The organism is Streptomyces sp. SID10853 (assembly GCF_010548145.1).
GTDB lineage: Bacteria > Actinomycetota > Actinomycetes > Streptomycetales > Streptomycetaceae > Streptomyces.
This window is the reverse complement of record NZ_JAAGLN010000378.1, coordinates 1-4,279: the sequence shown is the minus strand read 5'-3', so window position 1 is coordinate 4,279 and position 4,279 is coordinate 1. Positions and strand designations below refer to the sequence as shown.

The following is a 4,279-nucleotide window of genomic DNA, read 5'->3' as shown; positions in this document are numbered from 1 at the left end:
CCGCGCGGCGCTGGCCGGGCTGGGGGTGGCGCCCGCCGCGATCCTGAGCGGTGCGCGGGGCGAGCCGCTGTGGCCCGTCGGGATCGTCGGCGCCCTGACGCACTGCGCCGGTTACCGTGCGGCCGCGGTGGCCCGCGCGTCCGGCGTCGTATCGCTGGGCATGGACGCCGAGCCCCATCTCCCGATGCCGGGCGAGGGGGAGCTGCGGCTGGTCACCGTGGACGAGGAGCGGCGGCACCTGCCGGAGCTGGCCGCGCGTAACCCGGACGTCTGCTGGGACCGGCTGCTCTTCAGCGCCAAGGAGAGCGTGTACAAGGCGTGGTATCCGATCACCGGCCGGTGGCTCGGATTCGACGAGGCCGTGATCACGCCGGATCCGGACACGGGCACGTTCACCGCCCGGCTGCTGGTGCCCGGCCCCGTGGTCGCCGGGGAGCGGCTCACCGGGTTCGACGGGACCTGGGCGATCGAGAACGGCCTGATCCGCACCACGGTCGCCGTCCACCACTGACAGCGGCGCGCCGCTCGGGCAGCGGTGTCCTGCTCGGACAGGGCACCATGCTCGAACAGTGCGTGAAGTGTGCGCGTGCGTGCTCGTAACTGCGCTAACCGAGGTTTTTCCGAGCAGCTCTTGTCATTTATGGCGGGTGCAGGGCAGGATCAGTGCGACGTGGCAGGTCAGGACACCGGATTCCGCCGCACTGGACAGCAGGCGACACCACAGCCGACCGGCCGTACCGCACCGCTTCCGCACATCTGCGTTTAAGGAGCACCATGCAAGACCTCCGTATCGGAGTGGTCGGCCTCGGTCTGCGGGCCAATCTGGCCGATGCCGCCCACCACCCCGGCGCCGGGTCCGTCGTGGCCGCCGTCGCCGACACCGACCCGGCCGTGCGGGCCGGGGTCGCTGACCGGTTCCCCGGGGCCGTCGCGGTGGACGACTACCGCAAGCTGCTCGACGACGACACCGTCGACGCCCTCGTCGTGGCCACCCCCGACGACACCCACGAGGCCGTCGCCTGCGACATCCTGCGGGCGGGCAAGCCGGTGTACGTGGAGAAGCCGCTCGGTATCACCGTCGAGCAGTGCGACACCATCCTGCGCACCGCGTACGAGACCGGCACCCGGCTCTACGTCGGCCACAACATGCGGCACATGGGCGTGGTGCGGCTGATGCGCGACATCATCGCGCGCGGCGACATCGGTGAGCCGAAGACCGTGTGGGTACGGCACTTCGTCTCGTACGGCGGCGACTACTACTTCAAGGACTGGCACGCCGACCGCACCCGCACCACCGGGCTGCTGCTCCAGAAGGCCGCGCACGACATCGACGTGGTGCACTGGCTGGCGAACGGCTACACCTCGCGGGTCAACGCCATGGGCGACCTGATGGTGTACGGGGACCTGCCGCGCCGCGAGCCGGGCACCCCCCGGCCGGACGGCTGGCTGCGGGAGTTCGACTGGCCCCCGGCCACCCGCAAGGACCTCAACCACGTGGTGGACGTCGAGGATGTGTCCGTCATGAACATGCGGCTGGACAACGGTGTGATCGCCGCCTACCAGCAGTGCCACTTCAGCCCCGACTACTTCCGCAACTACACGGTCATCGGGACCGAGGGGCGCCTGGAGAACTTCGGCGACCGGCCCGGCGACGAGGTGAAGGTCTGGAACACCGGGCCCACCGGCTACCGGGCCGACGCCGACGCGGTCTACAAGGTGCCCGAGTCGAAGGGCTCGCACGGCGGTTCGGACGAGCGGATCATCGGCGAGTTCTGCCGCTTCGTCAGGGACGGCGGGGTCACCGACACCTCGCCGGTCGCGGCCCGGATGAGTGTGGCCGCCGGAGTGATGGCCACGCAGTCACTCCGGGACGGCGGTGCGCCGTACGATGTGCCGCCGCTCGACCCGGAGCTGATCGCCTACTTCGAGTCGGGTCAGCGGCGGGACGCGGCCCCGGCGCCCGCCCCGCGGTGACCGCTCCCCCCTGATGGCCGCGCACGCCGCGGTCGCCGCTCGTACCGCGGCGGCCGCTCACACGGCGATGACTTCGACGCCGGCGTCGGTGAAGAGGGCTGTCATCTCCTCGCTGATGCCGGTGTCCGTGACCAGCGTGTCCACCTGATCGGTGGTGCAGATCCGGGCGAAGGCGCGGGTGCCGAGCTTGGTGGAGTCCGCGGCGACGACCACCCGCTCGGCCCGCTCGCACAGCAGTCGGTTGATGCCCGCCTCGTCCTCGTGGTGTGCGGCGGCGCCATGGGTGACGTCGAAGCCGTTCACGCCGAGGACGGCGGTGTCCATGGTGATCTGGCCGAGGACACCGTCGGCGAGGGGGCCCGTCAGCTCGTACGACTGGGGGCGGGCGACCCCGCCGGTCACCACGATCTTGAACTGGGGCCTGATCGCCAGCTCGTTGGCGATGTTCAGTGCGTTGGTCACGACGGTCAGCGCCGGGGTCCCGGACGCCAGATCCGGCCGGATCGCGAGCGCGCGGGCCACCTCGGTGGTGGTGGTGCCGCCGGTCAGGCCCACCGCCTCGCCCGCGGTGATCAGCTCGGCGACGGCCTGCGCGATGCGCTGCTTCTCGGAGGCGCGGCGGGCCGTCTTGTAGCGGAGCGGGAGTTCGTAGCTGACACCGTGGACGACGGCGCCGCCGCGGGTGCGTACCAGCATCTGCTGCTGGGCGAGCTGGTCGAAATCGCGCCTGATGGTGGCGGCCGAGACATCGAGCGCGAGAGCCGCCGCTTCGACATCGAGACGGCCCTGCTCGACGAGCAGTTCCAGGAGTGCCTTCCAACGCGCGTCGCGGGACTGGGACATCTCTCGCACTCTCCTCTTCGGTGGAACGCTGTGACCTTAACCCAGAAACGTCTACGTGCTTGATTGTGCTTGAAACAAGGAAGTATCTTGCAGAAACAATCAATACTTTGAGGGGTGGATCAGCATGAGCCATGTCCAGAACGAGCTGGCCAGTCAGCCCGAGTGCTGGGAGCGCGCCGCGGCGCTGGCCGGGAGCCAGGCGGCGGCGCTGCCGGCCGCCGGTGAGCGCGTCGCGATCGTCGGCTGCGGCACCTCGTGGTTCATGGCGCAGGCGGTGGCCGCGCTGCGGGAGGGGGCCGGGCAGGGCGAGACCGATGCGTTCGCCGCGTCCGAGTTCCCCTTCAGCCGCAGCTACGACCGGGTGATCGCGCTCAGCCGCTCGGGCACCACGACCGAAGTGCTCGAACTCCTCGCCAGGGTACGCGGAAAGGCCCGTACGACCGCCATCACCGGTGACCCCAAGACCCCGGTGATGGAGGCCGCCGACGACATCGTCGTCCTCGACTTCGCCGACGAGCAGTCCGTCGTCCAGACCCGGTTCGCGACCACCGCGCTCACCCTGCTCCGCGCCCACCTCGGTCTGCACACGGACTCCGTCGTGGCCGACGTGCGGACCGCGCTCGCCGAGCCGCTGCCCGAAGGGCTCGTCGACTGCTCGCAGTTCACCTTCCTCGGCCGCGGCTGGAGCAACGGTCTGGCGCAGGAGGCCGCGCTGAAGATGCGGGAGGCGTCGCTCTCCTGGACCGAGGCGTACCCGGCCATGGAGTACCGCCACGGCCCGATCAGCATCACCACCGAAGGGACCGCCACCTGGATGTTCGGCGAGACCCCGGAGGGCCTGGAGGAGCAGGTCCGCGCCACCGGCGGAATGTGGGTGGCCGGCGGTCTCGACCCGCTCGCCGAGCTGGTACGGGCGCAGCGTCTCGCCGTCGCCATCGCGGCCGCCCGCGGCCTCGACCCGGACTCGCCGCGCCACCTCACCCGCTCCGTCATCCTCGACGAGGGCTGAGCGATGGCCCTTGCCGAGAGCGGAGCGCTGGTCGCCGGTGCCGCCGCGCGGCGCGGCGCGGTGGCCGCGTTCAACATCATCACGCTGGAGCACGCGGAGGCCGTGATCTCCGGCGCCGAGGCCGCCGGTGCCCCGGTGATCCTGCAGATCAGCGAGAACGCGGTGAAGTACCGGCAGGGCCAGGTGCTTCCGCTGGCCCGCGCCGCCGCGGAACTGGCCGCTGCGGCATCCGTACCGGTCGCCCTCCACCTCGACCATGTGAAGAGCGACGCTCTGCTGCGGCAGGCCGCCGACGCCGGGTTCAGCTCGGTGATGTACGACGCCGCGCATCTGCCGTACGCGGAGAACCTCGCCGCGACCCGGTCCGCGGCCGCCTGGGCGCACGCCCAGGGGCTGTGGATCGAGGCCGAGTTGGGCGAGGTCGGCGGCAAGGACGGCGCGCCGCCGCTGGAC

The 4,279-nt window shown here is 71.1% G+C and carries 5 protein-coding genes; 4 read left to right on the top strand and 1 reads right to left on the bottom strand.

Features of this window, described 5'->3' with window-relative positions; all coding sequences use genetic code 11:
- The coding region (locus tag G3I19_RS34970; RefSeq protein WP_164267717.1) for a 4'-phosphopantetheinyl transferase superfamily protein at positions 1-511 on the top strand (511 nt) is incomplete at its 5' end.
- A 263-nt stretch (positions 512-774) separates the two neighbouring features.
- Entirely contained in the window at positions 775-1,974 is a 1,200-nt protein-coding gene (locus G3I19_RS34965; RefSeq protein ID WP_164267716.1) for a Gfo/Idh/MocA family oxidoreductase, read from the top strand.
- A 57-nt stretch (positions 1,975-2,031) separates the two neighbouring features.
- On the opposite strand, the gene G3I19_RS34960 is transcribed toward G3I19_RS34965, so the two are convergent.
- Positions 2,032-2,817, bottom strand: coding sequence for a DeoR/GlpR family DNA-binding transcription regulator (locus G3I19_RS34960; protein WP_164267715.1), 786 nt, complete (start codon positions 2,815-2,817; stop codon positions 2,032-2,034).
- A gap of 124 nt (positions 2,818-2,941) precedes the next feature.
- Here G3I19_RS34960 and G3I19_RS34955 point away from each other — a divergent pair, with 124 nt between their 5' ends.
- Positions 2,942-3,826 carry an SIS domain-containing protein gene (locus G3I19_RS34955; protein WP_164267714.1) on the top strand — a complete coding sequence of 295 codons (885 nt, stop codon included), beginning with the start codon at positions 2,942-2,944 and terminating at the stop codon, positions 3,824-3,826.
- 3 nt (positions 3,827-3,829) lie between these two features.
- The coding region (locus G3I19_RS34950; protein ID WP_203601032.1) for a class II fructose-bisphosphate aldolase at positions 3,830-4,279 on the top strand (450 nt) is incomplete at its 3' end.